Consider the following 15,882-nt stretch of genomic DNA (forward strand, 5'->3'; position numbering starts at 1 on the left):
TAACTATTTTTTTACTCTTCTAATCTAATGTCTAGTCCTAAACCTTTCAATTCGTGCATAAGTACGTTGAATGATTCTGGTAAACCAGGTTCTGGCATTGGTTCTCCTTTAACAATACTTTCGTATGTTTTAGCTCTACCAATAACATCATCAGATTTAACTGTCAATATTTCTCTTAATGTTGCAGATGCGCCATAAGCTTCTAATGCCCAAACTTCCATTTCACCAAAACGCTGACCACCAAATTGTGCTTTACCACCTAATGGTTGTTGTGTAATTAATGAGTATGGTCCAATAGAACGAGCGTGCATCTTATCATCAACCATATGACCAAGTTTTAACATGTAGATAACACCTACTGTTGCAGGTTGGTCAAAGCGTTGCCCTGTACCACCGTCATATAAGTAAGTATGTCCGAATCTTGGAATACCTGCTTCATCAGTAAACTCATTAATTTGGTCTAATGATGCACCATCAAAAATTGGTGTTGCATATGTACGGTTTAACTTCTGGCCAGCCCAACCTAAAACGGTTTCATAAATCTGACCAATATTCATACGAGATGGTACACCTAATGGATTTAAAACAATATCAACTGGTGTTCCGTCTTCAAGGAATGGCATATCTTCTTGACGAACTATACGAGCAACAATACCTTTGTTACCGTGACGTCCTGCCATCTTATCACCTACTTTAAGCTTACGTTTTTTAGCTATATAAACTTTAGCAAGTTTAATAATACCTGATGGTAACTCATCACCTACTGAAATCGTAAATTTCTCACGACGTAAAGAACCCTGTAAATCGTTTTCTTTAATCTTGTAGTTATGAATTAAATCAGCTACTAATTTATTTGTATAATCATCTGTTGTCCAAGATCCTGTAGTTAAATGCGTATAATCATCAACAGCATTTAACATTTTAAGTGTATATTTCTTACCTTTTGGTAAAACTTCTTCACCTAAATCATTAAAAACACCTTGAGCTGTTTTACCTGCAACGATAGCAAATAATTTCTCAACAAGAATATCTTTTAAATCATCGAATTTCTTAAAGTATAATGCCTCTAATGCAGCAATATCTTCTTTATCTTGAGCTCTCTTACGCTTATCTTTAACCGCACGAGCAAATAATTTCTTGTCAATTACTACACCGTGTAATGATGGAGAAGCTTTTAAAGATGCATCTTTAACATCACCTGCTTTATCACCAAAAATGGCACGTAATAATTTTTCTTCTGGTGTAGGATCAGACTCCCCTTTAGGTGTAATCTTACCAATTAATATATCACCAGGTTTTACTTCAGCACCAACGCGAATCATACCGTTTTCATCTAAATCCTTAGTGGCTTCTTCAGAAACGTTAGGTATGTCATTAGTTAATTCTTCGTTTCCTAATTTCGTGTCACGAACTTCTAATGAATATTCATCAATATGGATAGATGTAAACACATCATTTCTTACAACTTCTTCTGAAATTACAATCGCATCCTCAAAGTTATACCCTTTCCAAGGCATAAAGGCTACTTTCATATTTCGTCCTAAAGCTAATTCTCCTTTTTGTGTTGCATAACCTTCACAAAGAACTTGTCCTTTTTTAATTTTATCACCTTTTTCTACAATAGGCTTTAAATTAATGGATGTTCCTTGATTGGTTTTTCTAAACTTAACTAAAGGATATGTTTTAGTTTCGCTATCAAAACTTACTTTAGCTTCGTCTTCAGTTCTATCATATCTGATAGTAATTTCACGAGCGTCAACATATTCTACAACACCATTTCCTTCTGCATTTATTAATACACGAGAATCAGATGCAACTTGTCTTTCTAATCCAGTTCCTACAATAGGAGCTTGTGGACGTAATAAAGGTACAGCCTGACGCATCATGTTAGATCCCATTAATGCACGGTTGGCATCATCATGTTCTAAGAAAGGAATTAACGATGCTGATATAGAAGCAATTTGATTAGGTGCTACATCAGTATAGTGAATTTCACTTGGGTCAATTACCGGGAAGTCACCTTCCATACGAGCAATAACTTTATCGTGTAAAATTTTACCGTTATCATCAACCTTAACAGTTGCTTGAGCAATTAATTTATCTTCTTCTTCCTCAGCACTTAAATAAGTTGGTGTACTTGTAATATCTACAGTACCATCAGTAACTTTACGATAAGGAGTTTCAATGAATCCCATTGAGTTTACTTTAGCGTAAACAGAAAGTGACGATATTAAACCAATATTTGGTCCCTCAGGAGTTTCAATTGGACATAAACGACCATAGTGAGTATAGTGAACATCACGAACCTCAAAACCTGCTCTTTCACGAGATAAACCTCCAGGTCCAAGAGCTGATAAACGACGCTTGTGCGTAATTTCGGCTAGTGGATTGGTTTGATCCATAAACTGTGATAATTGGTTGGTACCAAAGAACGAGTTTATAACAGATGATAACGTTTTAGCGTTAATTAAGTCGATAGGTGTAAATACTTCATTATCACGAACATTCATACGTTCACGAATTGTACGTGCCATACGAGCTAGACCAACACCAAATTGAGATGATAATTGTTCACCAACAGTTCTAACACGACGATTAGATAAGTGATCAATATCATCAATCTCAGCTTTAGAATTGATAAGTTCTATTAAGTATTTAATAATAGTTATGATATCTTCTTTGGTAAGCACTTGCTTATCCATACCGATATCTAACTGTAATTTTTTGTTCATTCTATAACGACCTACTTCACCTAAAGAGTAACGTTGGTCTGAAAAGAATAATTTGTCAATAATACCACGAGCAGTTTCTTCATCAGGCGGCTCAGCGTTACGTAATTGACGGTAAATATGTTCAACAGCTTCTTTTTCAGAGTTTGTCGGATCTTTTTGAAGTGTATTATGAATAATAGCATAATCACCTTGTTGCGCACTTTCTTTGTGTAAAAGAATTGTTTTTACACTCGTTTCAAGAATTTCTTCTATATTATCTTTATCAAGAACGGTATCACGATCTAAAACTATTTCGTTACGTTCAATAGATACTACTTCACCAGTATCTTCATCTACAAAATCTTCATGCCATGTGTTAAGTACACGAGCCGCAAGCTTACGACCTAATACTTTTTTAAGTCCAGCTTTAGAAACTTTAATTTCTTCAGCTAGGTCAAAAATTTCTAAAATATCTTTATCACGTTCAAAACCTATGGCTCTGAATAAAGTTGTTACAGGTAATTTTTTCTTACGGTCGATATACGCATACATCACTTGATTGATGTCAGTTGCGAATTCGATCCATGATCCTTTAAAAGGAATAACTCTGGCAGAGTATAATTTAGTTCCATTGGCATGGAATGACTGGCCAAAGAATACACCTGGTGATCTGTGTAACTGAGATACAACTACACGTTCGGCACCGTTAATACAGAAAGTACCTGAAGGTGTCATGTAAGGTATTGTTCCTAAATACACATCTTGAACAATGGTCTCGAAATCCTCATGTTCAGGGTCTGTACAGTACAATTTAAGTCTAGCCTTAAGGGGTACACTGTAAGTAAGTCCACGTTCGATACACTCTTCAATAGAATAGCGTGGTGGATCAATAAAGTAATCTAAAAATTCTAAAACAAATTGATTACGTGTGTCTGTAATTGGGAAATTTTCCAAGAAGGTGTTATATAAACCTTCGTCTCCTCTTTCTTCAGATTTAGTTTCTAGCTGGAAAAAATCCTGGAAGGATTTTATCTGAATATCCATAAAGTCAGGATACTCTGTTCTATTAATAATAGATGAGAAATTTAATCTTTCAGCTTGTTTTGCTAACATCAATGGGCGGAATTTTGATTAAAAAAAATAAAATAGCGTATGTAACGATTATATACGCAAAATGGTCTAGGTCTAAAAGTGTTCACTTTAGACCTAAACCGTTATGTTTTTGAGTGCTTAAATTACTTAAGCTCAACCTCTGCTCCTGCTTCCTCTAATTGAGCTTTAAGAGCTTCTGCTTCATCTTTAGCAACACCTTCTTTAATAGCGCTTGGTGCGTCATCAACTAAACCTTTAGCTTCTTTTAAGCCTAATCCAGTTAATTCTTTAACAAGTTTTACAACTGCTAATTTAGAACCACCTGCAGCTTTAAGCATTACATCAAATTCAGTTTTTTCTTCAGCAGCATCAGCACCACCTGCAGCAGGACCAGCCATTGCTACAGCAGCAGCTGCAGGCTCGATACCATACTCTTCTTTTAATATAGTTGCTAATTCATTAACTTCTTTTACTGTTAAGTTAACTAATTGTTCTGCGAAATCTTTTAAATCTGCCATTTTTCTATCGTTTTAATAAATTTTTAATAATAATATAATTGTAAATAAGTGCGTACGCTTTTGGACTATCCTTCTTTTTCAGATAGTGTCTTTAAAATACCTGCTAATTTGCCACCACTTGATTTAAGTGCTGAAACAACGTTTTTAGCTGGTGATTGTAATAAGCCAATGATATCGCCAATAACTTCTTCTTTAGATTTAATATTAACTAAAGTATCTAAGTTATCATCACCAATGTAAACAGCTTCCTCAATAAAAGCACCTTTTAAAAGGGGCATATCTGATTTCTTACGGAAGTTCTGAATTACTTTAGCTGGTGCGTTACCAACTTCAGAATACATGATTGAGGTATTTCCTTTTAATGTAGAAGGAAGGTCTCCAAAATCTTTATCTGATGCTTCCATTGCTTTTTCTAGCAATGTATTTTTAACTACGGCTAATTTGATATTTGCTTTAAAACAAGCACGACGTAAGTCTGAAGTCGTTCCTGCATTTAAACCAGATATATCCGCTAAATAGATATTAGCATTATCGGCTAATTGCGCAGTTAATTCTTCAATTACTTGTGATTTTTCTTCTCTTGTCATAATAAAAGTTTTAAACTACTTAACCTATTTTTGGATCTACAGCTAAACTTGGGCTCATTGTAGAAGACATAAAAATACTCTTCACATAAACACCTTTAGCAGCAGTTGGCTTAAGTTTCATTAATGTTTGTAATAATTCGTTTGCGTTATCAGCAATTTTATCAGCACTAAAAGATGCTTTACCTATTGAAGCGTGTACAATTCCAGTTTTATCAACTTTAAAGTCAATTTTACCAGCTTTAACATCGCTAACAGCTTTAGCTATATCCATTGTTACTGTACCTGTCTTAGGATTAGGCATTAAACCACGAGGACCTAATATACGACCTAATGGACCTAATTTACCCATAACACTTGGCATAGTTACGATTACGTCAACGTCTGTCCAACCACCTTTAATTTTATCAAGGTATTCATCTAAACCTACATAATCAGCACCAGCTTCTTTAGCTTCTGCTTCTTTATCTGGAGTAACTAATGCTAATACTTTAACATCTTTACCAGTACCGTGAGGTAATGTTACAACACCTCTTACCATTTGGTTTGCTTTTCTTGGATCTACGCCTAAACGTACTGCCAAGTCAACAGATGCATCAAATTTGGTGTTTGTTATTTCTTTTACTAATGCTGAAGCTTCATCGACAGAATAAATTCTTCCTTTTTCGATTTTAGCTGCAGCTTCTTTTTGTTTCTTTGTTAATCTTGCCATTTTAGAAATTTTTTAGATTAATTAGGGGCAGTGCCACCTTTTACAGTTATACCCATTGATCTAGCAGTACCAGCAATCATAGTCATTGCAGCTTCAATTGTAAATGCGTTTAAATCCGGCATTTTGTCTTCAGCTATGGTTCTTACCTGATCCCAAGAAACTTTTGCTACTTTTTTAATGTGTGGTTCTCCCGAACCTTTTTTTACTTTGGCCGCTTCTAATAATTGTACAGCTGCAGGAGGTGTTTTGATAACAAAGTCAAATGACTTGTCTTTGTATACCATAATAACCACTGGTAATACTTTACCAGCTTTATCTTGTGTTCTAGCATTAAACTGCTTACAGAACTCCATGATATTAACTCCAGCGGCACCTAAAGCGGGTCCAACCGGTGGCGACGGATTCGCTGCACCTCCCCTAACTTGTAGTTTAACTACTTTACTTAATTCTTTTGCCATTTTTATTAATTTAATTATAATACAACTTTAAGTTTGGAAGCATAAAGTTGTACTTTATTTTCTTGTAACAAATACTATACTTTTTCTACTTGCATATAGCTTAACTCTAATGGTGTTTTTCTTCCGAAAATCTTAACCATTACTTCAAGCTTACGCTTCTCTTCGTTAATTTTCTCAATAGTACCATCAAATCCATTGAATGGTCCATCGATAACTTTAACTGTTTCTCCAATTGTATAAGGTATTGCAACATTTGTATCTGCATTAATAGATAACTCATCAACCTTACCTAACATTCTGTTTACTTCAGATTGTCTTAATGGCACTGGATCACCACCTTTAGTTTCACCTAAAAAACCAATAACGTTAGTTACTGATTTAATTATATGAGGAATTTCCCCTGTTAAATTTGCTTTAACCATGATGTAACCTGGAAAATAAACTTTTTCTTTGTTTGTTTTCTTACCGTTACGTATTTGAATTACTGTTTCTGTAGGTACTAATACTTGTTCAACAAAATCACCATATCCCAAGCGTGCTATTTCTGTTTCTATGTAAGCTTTAATTTTATTCTCTTGCCCACTAACAGCTCTAACTACATACCACTTTTTCTCATTTCCTTCAGACATAAAATTTTATTTAACCGTTAATCCAATGAAAGTAAGATCCTATTGCTTTGCTGAATACTGTATCAATTCCCCAAATAGCTAATGAAAAAATGATAGAGAACACAGCAACTAAAACTGTTAACTTTTGTCCTTCAGCCCAAGTAGGCCAAGTAACATTGTTTTTTAGCTCTCCAAATGATTCTTTTATATAGTTTACAATTCCAGCCATTGTTTTAATATGTTTTATTTTTCAGGAAGTAACAAATTGATTTACTCCTTAAATAGCACGGGTTGAGAGACTCGAACTCCCGACACCTGGTTTTGGAGACCAGTGCTCTACCAACTGAGCTAAACCCGTAAATACAAGTCAAGGTATTCCGAAATGGAATACCTTAACTCTATATTGTTTAGATAATAATTAATCTAAAATTTCAGTTACTTGACCTGCACCTACTGTTCTACCACCTTCACGGATAGCGAAACGTAGACCTACATTCATTGCGATAGTGTTAATAAGCTCAACAGTAATTGTTAAGTTATCACCTGGCATAACCATTTCAACACCGTCTGGTAAAGCAATGTTACCTGTTACATCCGTTGTACGAACGTAGAATTGTGGACGATAGTTGTTATGGAATGGTGTATGACGACCACCTTCTTCTTTTTTCAAGATATAAACCTCAGCTTTAAATTTAGCGTGTGGTGTTACAGAACCTGGCTTACAGATTACCATACCTCTTGAAATTTGAGACTTCTCAATACCTCTTAATAAGATACCAGCGTTATCTCCTGCCTCACCTCTATCAAGGATTTGACGGAACATTTCAATACCAGTAATAGTAGAAGCAATTTTCTCAGCACCCATACCGATAATCTCAACAGGATCACCTGTATTAGCAACACCAGTTTCGATACGACCTGTAGCAACAGTTCCACGACCAGTAATAGAGAATACATCTTCAATTGGCATTAAGAAAGGCTTATCCATATCACGTACTGGCTCTTCGATCCAGTTATCAACAGCTTCCATTAATTCCATTACAGTATCAACCCATTTTTGTTCACCGTTAAGCGCACCTAAAGCAGAACCAGATACAACAGGACCATTGTCACCATCATATTCGTAGAAGTTTAATAAATCTCTAACTTCCATGTCAACTAATTCTAATAACTCTTCATCGTCAACCATATCAACCTTGTTTAAGAAAACAACGATTCTTGGAATACCTACCTGACGACCTAATAAGATATGCTCACGAGTTTGTGGCATTGGACCATCTGTAGCAGCAACAACTAATATAGCACCGTCCATTTGAGCAGCACCTGTTACCATGTTCTTAACGTAATCGGCGTGACCTGGACAATCAACGTGTGCATAGTGACGATTTGCTGTTTGATACTCTACGTGTGAAGTATTAATTGTAATACCTCTTTCTTTTTCTTCTGGAGCATTATCGATAGTATCGAAATCTCTAGCTTCTGATAAACCTGCATCAGCTAATACTTTAGTAATAGCAGCAGTTAAAGTTGTTTTACCGTGATCTACGTGTCCAATAGTACCTATGTTAAGGTGTGGTTTTGAACGATCGAAAGTTGCCTTTGCCATGTTTAATTTATTTTAATCTTAATTTATATTAGTACTTAATTATTCTTTATAAAAAAATGAGCCAATGACGGGAATTGAACCCGTGGCCTCTTCCTTACCAAGGAAACGCTCTACCCCTGAGCTACACCGGCGTAAAGTTTTTATTTCCTATCTTTTGCATGCCCATATTAAAGACAAAACTTAAAAGAAGAGATGCCTGCCTCCGCAGGGATTAGAGCGAGAGACCGGGTTCGAACCGGCGACATTCAGCTTGGAAGGCTGACGCTCTACCAACTGAGCTACTCTCGCATTTCTTTAAATACATTTCTGCATTTAAAAGGTAATCAATATTTCAAATCATAATAAAAAGCTACTTATGCTTTTTAGCGCCCCTACCGCGGTAGAAACATTTTGTGGGGAGAGCAGGATTCGAACCTGCGAAGACGTAGTCAGCAGATTTACAGTCTGCCCTCGTTGGCCGCTTGAGTATCTCCCCAATCACTTTAATTCAATATTTCAAAACTTTTTTTGAGCCGATGGAGGGACTCGAACCCACGACCTGCTGATTACAAATCAGCTGCTCTAGCCAGCTGAGCTACATCGGCTTTTTAGCTTGTTAAACATGCTAAAAAAAAGCCCGCTATTTCTAACGGACTGCAAAGGTATATATTTATTTTACTATTCAAAACATTTTTTTCGTTTTTTTTTATTTTTTTTTACAAATGTGATCTTAATTTCTCTTTTCGCTTCTTTAATTGGCGTTCTAACGAGGCTACAGCCGTGTCCACTCCTTCCTCAAAAGTTTTACATTGTTTCTTTACTACAAAGCTATCTCCTGGTACATTTACACGGGCTTCAAATATTTTATTTGCTTTATCACTGGTATTTTCAACTTTTAAATAAACATCGGATTGAATTACTTTATCATAAAACAAATCTAACTTATCCATGCGTTTTTGAATAAAGTCTATCAATTTCTGATCAGCGTTAAAATTAACGGATTGTGTGTTTACTTTCATACGGTTATTATTTTAAATTAAACAAATGTAATATGCTGTTACTTTGTTTGACCTCGGGGGTGCGTATTTAGGTACACTTTTTTTAATTCAGCTATACTATTATGAGTATAAACTTGTGTTGCAGCTAAACTTGAATGACCTAGGAGTTCTTTTACAGCATTTAAATCGGCACCTTGATTGAGTAAATGAGTTGCAAATGAATGTCTTATAATATGCGGACTCCTTTTTACCTTGCTAGACGCTAAACTAAAATAATCATTTATTATACGGTAGACAAGTGTTTCATAAATTTTAACGCCTTTTTGGGTTAAAAACACATATGCAGTATTGGAACTGTTTTGAAGTTCGTTTCGCTTACTTAAATATGTTTGAAAACTTTCTAAAACAGAATCTAATAGAGGAATAATACGCTCTTTATTACGCTTACCCAATACTTTTAAGGTTTTATTTGATACATCAATCTGATCTAATTTTATAGAAACTAATTCTATTCGCCGAATGCCTGTTGAATAAAACATTTCAACAATAAGCTTATTCCGAAGACCTTCAAAACTTTTATCGGCATCTAAAGCTTCTAAAACTGTTTCAATTTCTGCTTCAGAAAATGGTATCTGACTGCGTTTACTTATTTTTAAAGCCTTGTGTTTTGCTAAAGGGTTAATTGTTATTTCTCCTAATTTCATTTGAAACTTATAGTAGCTATTTAAAGCAGAGACTTTTCTATTAATAGACCGGTTACTTATACCCTTTTCAACCAAACTTACTATCCATGTACGTATTTCAGGGTAATTAACTGTTAACAAGTTATTGGTATCAAAAGTATTACCTAGAAACGCGTAAAAATCGCTTAAATCTTTCTCATAAGCCTTTACTGTTAGTTTGGAATAGTTTTTTTCCAACAGAAGATAATTTATAAAAGCTTGAAACGGCATAAGTAAATATCGATTTTTTGATTAAAACATAAAATAAGACTGCAAGTAAAACTACAAAGATAAATTGGCATTTAGGGTTAGAGCAAAAAAAATCCTACACTGCTGTAGGATTTTTTTATAACTATAATCTGATAGAGTTATAAACTCTCTTGATCTCTTAATCGTTGAATATATTCCGCTTTTTGAATTAGTGTTCTATTTTCAACAGAGGGTTTTGTGAATTGCTTGCGCGAATTTAAAGCACGTTTTGTTCCCGTTTTATCAAACTTACGCTTGTAACGTTTTAATGCTCTATCTATATTTTCACCTTCTTTAATTGGTATTATTAACATAGTCCTTAACCTCCTCTCTTTTAGAATTTTCAGGCTGCAAAAGTAAAAACAATTTTAGATATACCAATAAAAAAAATAAAAAAAGATTAATAATAATTTTGAGTACTATTTTTATTCGTTTACCATAGCCAATCTTCTTAAGGAAACAATACTTAATCTTTAAACAATTCGTATCTTTTAGTTAGATCTTGGATCATTTTCTCTTCTTCCTCACTTTCTAATAATGTATTGTAATTTTTCCAGAACGTTTTATCATAAGGATGAGACGAAAACAAATCTGCATCCCATTTTTTATTTAATGCTGCTTTAATAAGCACATCATCCGTAATAATTTCGGTAAACAAAATCTCTTGAACGGTAGCATAAAAACGTGTATCTCTATTTACAGCCGATTCGTCAATAGGTGTTTTAGGGTCATCAGCAACAACGCCTACGTTTACTAATTTAGGTGTTTCATAAAACACATAATTTAAATACATTTTATCGTTATAGGTCATATAACTCAATACCAATTGGTGATTAAGGTACGTATCATAAAGGGTTTTACTTCTATTTCTTTGCGCTTTTGAGGCTGCTACTAATTGGTATTCGATTTTTTTAATAGCATAGGTATCCCAATAAATATAAATCCATCCTTTTGGGTGATAGCCATCATTGAAAACACCAGGGGTTTCTAAATTAATATATTCAAAACTTTCTGAAATTTTAATTTTATAAATTTTTCGATCATTTTCAACCAATACTGTATCAAGCTTAAACTGATGTTTACTCATAATATCTTCACCAAATAAAGCTTTGGGATTACCGGCATTTCTAACCATATTTAATTTACCTTGAAATAAGGTTTCAAGTCCATTAATACGATTATCGTTCCATTTAATAGCTTTAACTAACGAACTTGTTTTAATGGTATCTCGTCTTAAATTTCGTTTGGATATTTTAATATTTTTAGACTTATTTTTTAAGTAAGCTGTATAGGCTAACAAGCTATCCACATCCCTTAAATCATAACTTTTTCGAACCTGGTCGACATTAATTTTAAGGTTTTCAGAAGGGCTAGATGCATAACTCGAATCATATAACGTAATAGCACTTTCAATTAGCCACTTAAATTCTTTTTTGTTGCGTTCTTTATGACGCATAAATCCTTTTTGTAAATATGACGAATCTGGTAAGTTTTTAGGAAGTTCTTCAATTGCACGCATAACAATCTCATTACCTGTTTTTGGACGCGTTTCTGCTATTAAAACAATTTCATCTAATGAGGCCACATCTTCATCCAAATAGATCTCAAACGAAGCATCAAATTCATTTACAGGAATTTTATAACTCTTATACCCAATAGACGATACAATTAAAGTATCATTTTTATACCTATCCGGAACAGTTAATAAAAACTTCCCATCGGTATTTGTAACGGTACCAATTGTGGTGTTTTTAACATAAATACTTGCACTTTCTACAGGCAAGAAAGAACTAGAACTTAAAACAGTATTCGATAATTCTGTTTGTGAAAATACATTTACACATAACAAACAAAAGAGAACACTAAAGCCAATTTTAATATTTGAAATCATTATTTTAAATATTTAGTATAATTAATTTAAGGGTGTATCAAGTTTATAAGCTAAACTTGGGGTTAATAAAACAGAACTAAACGTTTCAACAGTATTCATTATGTTAAAAAAGTATAAATATTTCTGCGACTAATTAAATAACGAATAACCATAACATGTTTGTATATAGTTTCGTTGTATGTTTCAGTACTAAAGTTAGCAAATAAATCACAGATAGAAAATCCGCGAAAACTTTCGTAAGTAAGCTATAACTAGCAATGAATTGTAAACGGTATTATGCATCGTTTTTCCAATTGATATAAAATTTAAAAACTAAGTCTGTTAAGTATATTTTTCCTTCATCCACATAGAGTACAGGTCTTGAACTATTTTTTGATAAACTAGTGTTTATATTTTTTACAGCTTCTTTAATTTGTGTTCTAAATGAGTTTTTAAATGAAGTTTCGTCTACATAAGTTTTATTTTCAATGAATTTTTGCACTATAGAAGGGTCAATATTTTGCCAAGACCACTTAAATATATCGGTATAATGAACTCCTTTTTCAAGTTCTTCAATTTCATAACTTTTTAGAACTTTTAATATTTCTTCATATTGATTGAAAGCTTTATTCTCTTGTTGCTTTCTGATTCCCGCATTAATTATTCCATATATGTCTTTGTAGTCGCTATCAAGTTTATCAGCTAGTTTTCTACAAGCTGTTTCAACAAGCAATTTATTTTCGATTCTTTTTTGTTTCTTCTGTGTTTCAGTAACATTATTGTTGAATAAAAGTAACTTACATATATATTGAACAAGAAAGGCATTATTCATTGAAGATTTAATAATTTCGTTAACAACATCTTCTGATAAAAATACATTTAATTTATCTGTGCCTAGTTTAATTATTTGTTTAATCTCATCTATTGTTAGGTAATCAAATATCAAATGTTCCAACCTTCCAGATAAGTCTGGGTTATTTCTTAAAGCACGATTTGGACTGCTTGGTATTCCAATAAGGACAAATAATATTTCATCATCTAAAAAATGTTTAAGGTCCTCCGATAATGTTTTGTTGAAAGATGGATTAACTAAATGGTAATCTTCAAGAATTATTAAGACATTATTATTTTTTAATTTATTGCATAGAAAGTTCACATCGACTTTAACTTTGGTTTTTTCTTCTGTGTATAGATAGCTATAACTTGTTTCATTAGTTATAGTTGATTCTAAACTCACAATGTCTTTAGGTCCTAAAGTTGCAGTATCAGTTGCTGTTAGTTTTCTTCCTTTTGTATCAGTAGTTGTTATTATTTGCCCAAGAGATGTTTCAGAGGCTATTTGGTCATATAATTGGTCTATGGTCGATTCATTATTACATCTAAAAGTAACAATATTCACTCCGTTTTTTTCGAGATGTTTTTTTCTATATACTGTTTTTCCACTTTTGGAATATCCTAAGAATAGTAATGCAGCATCCTTGCTAGTAAAAAATTCTTCAATTCTGTTATTAAGAGTAATTCGTTCAACAAATGTATGATTAGGAACACCACTTACCTTAAATACTTCTGATGTTTTTAAGGTTTCTAATTGTTTTGAACTAGCACCAAAGAGGCGTTTTAATAGATTCATATTTTCTTTTGTTTTAAATGCACCACAAAGTGTTTGTATATGAAACATAGCGTATAAATAAACACTAACTTTTAGGCTATAGCAAGAGCCGTTTTATTTATAAATAGAACCAAATAATAAATTTGGCATACGCTGTAAATATACATAAACCTCTCGAAAAACCTATAACAGCTATATTTTATAACCGTTGTTATGTGCTGGCATTATTATATCAGAGTTCAAAATTGTCCGTTTCTATATTTTCAGAAATTAGCCCTATTCCCGATTATATTCTAAAAGCCGGGTTCTATTTTGATATTATATTTTGTTAAAAGTCCAACTACCGTTTCTAAAGTAAATTTAGCTCCTTTAATTTGGTTATTTTCTGGGTCAATTGAAAAGTTGTAAGAACTTCTAAAATCGGCATTTTGCAAGTTTGTGTTTTTGAATATGGCATTTTGTAAGTCACAATCATCAAAAACGGATGAACTCAAATCACACTCCGTAAAATCAACTTCCTGAAGTTTGGTTTTTTGAAATGAAATTTTTGAAAGTTTCCGTTTAAAAAATGACGAATGATTTAATTGGCACTTGTCAACTTTTATTAAAAATCCGAAGTCGTTACATTTATCGAATTGTAAACCTAACATTTTACAATCTTTAAAAAGTACATTTTGAAATCCTGTTTGTAAAATATGAGCTGAACTTAAATTACAGTCATAAAATTCGCAGTCTATAAATCTAATTTTGGCCAAATCAGAATTCGAGAAATTACAATTTAAAAAGGTACATAATTCGTATTCGCCTTTTTCAAGTCCTTTTTCTGAAAAGTCCTTTTTTTTAAATGTTTTTTCTTCTATAAACTGTTCATTCATTTAATCTTGATGTTTCTTTCCGCTTACACCCAACAAGTAAATAAAACACCTCTTACTTTTTGGTATTTTAAAAATATACCAAAAAGCAAGAAGTGCTTACCTGTTAATACAATAAGTAAATTTATTTAGTGGCAGGCTTATAGTCTTTTCCGTCTAAAGTCATTTTTGCAATAATTTCACGTAAAATTTCAGAGGTACCTCCACCTATTGGTCCTAAACGGCTATCACGTAATAAACGTGCCATAGGATATTCTTCCATATATCCATAACCACCTAAAAATTGCAGACATTGGTAAATAACTTCATCAGCCATTTTTGTAGACTGCAATTTCGATATTGTAGCTTCTTTTACAACATATTCGCCATGGCTCATACGGTTAGCAACTGTATAATTGAATTCTTTACAAACCGTCATATTTGCATAAGCATCAGAATAAGCATGACGTAAAGCTTGGAAATTATTAATACTCTTACCAAAAGCATAACGCTCACTCATATATTGTTTAGCATAATCTAAAGCAAATTCAGCTCTAGCATGGGCATTAACTCCCATAATTAAACGCTCAAAAGCAAAATGCTGCATGATATAAGGGAAACCTTTGTTAATTTCACCCATTAAGTTTTCAGCTGGGATTGTTACATTATCGAAAGCAATTTCTGCTGTATCACTAGCTCTCCAACCTAACTTATCTAATTTTGTTGCCGAAATACCTGGTGTATCACGGTCCATTATAAACATACTAATACCTTTATTCCCTAACTCCGGATTTGTTTTAGCTGCAACTACCAAGTAATCACTGTAAACCCCATTAGTAATAAACGTTTTAGAACCGTTTATAACATAATTATCTCCTTGTTTTTCAGCAGTTGTACGCATACTAGCTACATCACTACCGCCAAAAGGTTCTGTTACACATAAACAACCTATCATGTCGCCACTAATACTTGCTGTTAAGTATTTTTCTTTAATAGCTTCACTACCTTCTGCATTTACATGTGTCATTGCTAAATAAGCATGTGCCCACATATTAGCTGCAAAACCTCCAGAATTTACTTTTTGAAGTTCTTCAAGAAATATAATGGTGTAAAATAAATCCAAATTTAATCCGCCATAAGCTTCAGGATAATTAACACCAAAGAAGCCCATATCGCCAAATTTTTTCCAAATAAAACGTTCCACGGCTCCGTCTTTTTCCCATTTCTCAATGTGGGGCACCACTTCTTTTTGTAAAAAATCTTTTAAGCTCTGTCTAAACAAGTTATGCTCTTCGGTGAAGTACATAGTATTCAT

Annotated in this window: 15 protein-coding genes and 5 tRNA genes; all 20 read right to left on the reverse strand. The window is 33.2% G+C overall.

The annotated features are described in order from the left end of the window. Nucleotides 1-11: 11 nt before the first annotated feature. The 20 genes from rpoB to ACW5R3_RS10995 all read right to left on the reverse strand — a co-directional run bounded on the left by rpoB (nt 12) and on the right by ACW5R3_RS10995 (nt 15,882). Nucleotides 12-3,824 (reverse strand): DNA-directed RNA polymerase subunit beta, encoded by a 3,813-nt coding sequence (gene rpoB, locus ACW5R3_RS10900; RefSeq protein WP_456577050.1) that lies wholly within the window; start codon nt 3,822-3,824, stop codon nt 12-14. A 122-nt stretch (nt 3,825-3,946) separates the two neighbouring features. Further along, nucleotides 3,947-4,321, reverse strand: coding sequence for a 50S ribosomal protein L7/L12 (gene rplL / locus ACW5R3_RS10905; protein ID WP_456577051.1), 375 nt, complete (start codon nt 4,319-4,321; stop codon nt 3,947-3,949). 65 nt (nt 4,322-4,386) lie between these two features. Beyond that, nucleotides 4,387-4,908, reverse strand: coding sequence for a 50S ribosomal protein L10 (rplJ, locus tag ACW5R3_RS10910; protein ID WP_456577052.1), 522 nt, complete (start codon nt 4,906-4,908; stop codon nt 4,387-4,389). Between the two features lie 19 nt (nt 4,909-4,927). Beyond that, nucleotides 4,928-5,617 carry a 50S ribosomal protein L1 gene (gene rplA, locus ACW5R3_RS10915; protein ID WP_456577053.1) on the reverse strand — a complete coding sequence of 230 codons (690 nt, stop codon included), beginning with the start codon at nt 5,615-5,617 and terminating at the stop codon, nt 4,928-4,930. Nucleotides 5,618-5,634: 17 nt separating this feature from the next. Further along, on the reverse strand, nt 5,635-6,075 hold the full coding sequence (rplK, locus tag ACW5R3_RS10920; protein WP_456577054.1) for a 50S ribosomal protein L11: 441 nt from the start codon (nt 6,073-6,075) through the stop codon (nt 5,635-5,637). A 74-nt stretch (nt 6,076-6,149) separates the two neighbouring features. After that, nucleotides 6,150-6,704: a transcription termination/antitermination protein NusG gene (gene nusG, locus ACW5R3_RS10925; RefSeq protein WP_456577055.1), complete on the reverse strand. Its 555-nt coding sequence runs from the start codon at nt 6,702-6,704 to the stop codon at nt 6,150-6,152. A 10-nt stretch (nt 6,705-6,714) separates the two neighbouring features. Further along, entirely contained in the window at nt 6,715-6,912 is a 198-nt protein-coding gene (secE, locus tag ACW5R3_RS10930) for a preprotein translocase subunit SecE (RefSeq protein WP_456577056.1), read from the reverse strand. A gap of 56 nt (nt 6,913-6,968) precedes the next feature. Continuing rightward, nucleotides 6,969-7,041 (reverse strand) — tRNA-Trp (locus tag ACW5R3_RS10935). Between the two features lie 60 nt (nt 7,042-7,101). Further along, nucleotides 7,102-8,289, reverse strand: coding sequence for an elongation factor Tu (gene tuf, locus ACW5R3_RS10940; protein ID WP_456577057.1), 1,188 nt, complete (start codon nt 8,287-8,289; stop codon nt 7,102-7,104). 59 nt (nt 8,290-8,348) lie between these two features. After that, nucleotides 8,349-8,420: transfer RNA gene (locus ACW5R3_RS10945), tRNA-Thr, on the reverse strand. Nucleotides 8,421-8,504: 84 nt separating this feature from the next. After that, nucleotides 8,505-8,577, reverse strand: a tRNA-Gly gene (locus ACW5R3_RS10950). Nucleotides 8,578-8,682: 105 nt separating this feature from the next. Then, nucleotides 8,683-8,764 (reverse strand) — tRNA-Tyr (locus ACW5R3_RS10955). Nucleotides 8,765-8,799: 35 nt separating this feature from the next. Next, nucleotides 8,800-8,873, reverse strand: a tRNA-Thr gene (locus ACW5R3_RS10960). A 111-nt stretch (nt 8,874-8,984) separates the two neighbouring features. Next, nucleotides 8,985-9,287, reverse strand: coding sequence for a ribosome hibernation-promoting factor, HPF/YfiA family (hpf, locus tag ACW5R3_RS10965; RefSeq protein WP_456577058.1), 303 nt, complete (start codon nt 9,285-9,287; stop codon nt 8,985-8,987). A 38-nt stretch (nt 9,288-9,325) separates the two neighbouring features. Beyond that, the gene (locus ACW5R3_RS10970; RefSeq protein WP_456577059.1) at nt 9,326-10,219 is read right to left on the reverse strand and encodes a tyrosine-type recombinase/integrase; all 894 of its coding nucleotides are present in this window, start codon (nt 10,217-10,219) and stop codon (nt 9,326-9,328) included. Between the two features lie 137 nt (nt 10,220-10,356). Beyond that, complete coding sequence (gene rpsU, locus ACW5R3_RS10975) at nt 10,357-10,551, reverse strand: 30S ribosomal protein S21 (protein ID WP_456577060.1); 195 nt, start codon at nt 10,549-10,551, stop codon at nt 10,357-10,359. A gap of 152 nt (nt 10,552-10,703) precedes the next feature. Continuing rightward, nucleotides 10,704-12,128 carry a carboxypeptidase-like regulatory domain-containing protein gene (locus tag ACW5R3_RS10980; RefSeq protein ID WP_456577061.1) on the reverse strand — a complete coding sequence of 475 codons (1,425 nt, stop codon included), beginning with the start codon at nt 12,126-12,128 and terminating at the stop codon, nt 10,704-10,706. Between the two features lie 274 nt (nt 12,129-12,402). Then, nucleotides 12,403-13,785 (reverse strand): hypothetical protein, encoded by a 1,383-nt coding sequence (locus ACW5R3_RS10985; RefSeq protein ID WP_456577062.1) that lies wholly within the window; start codon nt 13,783-13,785, stop codon nt 12,403-12,405. Between the two features lie 224 nt (nt 13,786-14,009). Next, a complete protein-coding gene (locus ACW5R3_RS10990; RefSeq protein ID WP_456577063.1) occupies nt 14,010-14,591 on the reverse strand; it encodes a pentapeptide repeat-containing protein in 582 nt (193 codons plus the stop codon). Nucleotides 14,592-14,712: 121 nt separating this feature from the next. Beyond that, nucleotides 14,713-15,882, reverse strand: a complete 1,170-nt coding sequence (locus tag ACW5R3_RS10995; protein ID WP_456577064.1) for an acyl-CoA dehydrogenase family protein — start codon at nt 15,880-15,882, stop codon at nt 14,713-14,715.

Source organism: Algorimicrobium bowmanii (assembly GCF_054031195.1).

What these genes read in the sequence shown, in the direction of transcription:
- rpoB (WP_456577050.1), bottom strand. Translation starts at nt 3,824, where the DNA reads ATGTTAGCAAAACAAGCTGAAAGATTAAATTTCTCATCTATTATTAAT.
- rplL (WP_456577051.1), bottom strand. Translation starts at nt 4,321, where the DNA reads ATGGCAGATTTAAAAGATTTCGCAGAACAATTAGTTAACTTAACAGTA.
- rplJ (WP_456577052.1), bottom strand. Translation starts at nt 4,908, where the DNA reads ATGACAAGAGAAGAAAAATCACAAGTAATTGAAGAATTAACTGCGCAA.
- rplA (WP_456577053.1), bottom strand. Translation starts at nt 5,617, where the DNA reads ATGGCAAGATTAACAAAGAAACAAAAAGAAGCTGCAGCTAAAATCGAA.
- rplK (WP_456577054.1), bottom strand. Translation starts at nt 6,075, where the DNA reads ATGGCAAAAGAATTAAGTAAAGTAGTTAAACTACAAGTTAGGGGAGGT.
- nusG (WP_456577055.1), bottom strand. Translation starts at nt 6,704, where the DNA reads ATGTCTGAAGGAAATGAGAAAAAGTGGTATGTAGTTAGAGCTGTTAGT.
- secE (WP_456577056.1), bottom strand. Translation starts at nt 6,912, where the DNA reads ATGGCTGGAATTGTAAACTATATAAAAGAATCATTTGGAGAGCTAAAA.
- tuf (WP_456577057.1), bottom strand. Translation starts at nt 8,289, where the DNA reads ATGGCAAAGGCAACTTTCGATCGTTCAAAACCACACCTTAACATAGGT.
- hpf (WP_456577058.1), bottom strand. Translation starts at nt 9,287, where the DNA reads ATGAAAGTAAACACACAATCCGTTAATTTTAACGCTGATCAGAAATTG.
- ACW5R3_RS10970 (WP_456577059.1), bottom strand. Translation starts at nt 10,219, where the DNA reads ATGCCGTTTCAAGCTTTTATAAATTATCTTCTGTTGGAAAAAAACTAT.
- rpsU (WP_456577060.1), bottom strand. Translation starts at nt 10,551, where the DNA reads ATGTTAATAATACCAATTAAAGAAGGTGAAAATATAGATAGAGCATTA.
- ACW5R3_RS10980 (WP_456577061.1), bottom strand. Translation starts at nt 12,128, where the DNA reads ATGATTTCAAATATTAAAATTGGCTTTAGTGTTCTCTTTTGTTTGTTA.
- ACW5R3_RS10985 (WP_456577062.1), bottom strand. Translation starts at nt 13,785, where the DNA reads ATGTTTCATATACAAACACTTTGTGGTGCATTTAAAACAAAAGAAAAT.
- ACW5R3_RS10990 (WP_456577063.1), bottom strand. Translation starts at nt 14,591, where the DNA reads ATGAATGAACAGTTTATAGAAGAAAAAACATTTAAAAAAAAGGACTTT.
- ACW5R3_RS10995 (WP_456577064.1), bottom strand. Translation starts at nt 15,882, where the DNA reads ATGAATACTATGTACTTCACCGAAGAGCATAACTTGTTTAGACAGAGC.